This window comes from Leisingera sp. XS_AS12 (genome assembly GCF_041224635.1).
Classification (GTDB): domain Bacteria; phylum Pseudomonadota; class Alphaproteobacteria; order Rhodobacterales; family Rhodobacteraceae; genus Leisingera.
Map to the genome: position 1 here is coordinate 1 of NZ_JBGFGM010000001.1, position 309 is coordinate 309.

Genomic DNA, 309 nt, shown 5'->3' on the forward strand with positions numbered 1-309 from the left:
AGAGAAAGAAAAAAAGGAAGAAGAAAAAGAGGGAAGAGAAAGAAAGAGAGAAGAAGAGAGAAAAGAAGAGGAAAGGGAGAGGGGAGGGGAAGAGAGAGAAGAAGGGGAGATGGAGCAAAGAAAAAAAAAGAAAGAGAAGAAAAAAGAGGGAAGGAAGAGAAAAAAGAAGAAGGAAAAAAGAAGGAAAAGGGGAGAGGAAAGGAGAGGAGGGAAAGAGGAGGGGAGGAAAGAAGGGGAAGAGAGGGGAGGAGAGGAAAGGAGGGGAAGAAAAGGGAAAGAGAGGGAGAAGAAGAGAAAGAGGGAAGAAGA

Annotated in this window: 1 protein-coding gene; it reads left to right on the plus strand. The window is 44.0% G+C overall.

The genetic code is table 11. From position 1 onward, the window contains the following. A partial coding sequence (locus tag AB9K35_RS00005; protein ID WP_369923887.1) for a hypothetical protein occupies positions 1-309 on the plus strand: 309 nt, incomplete at both ends.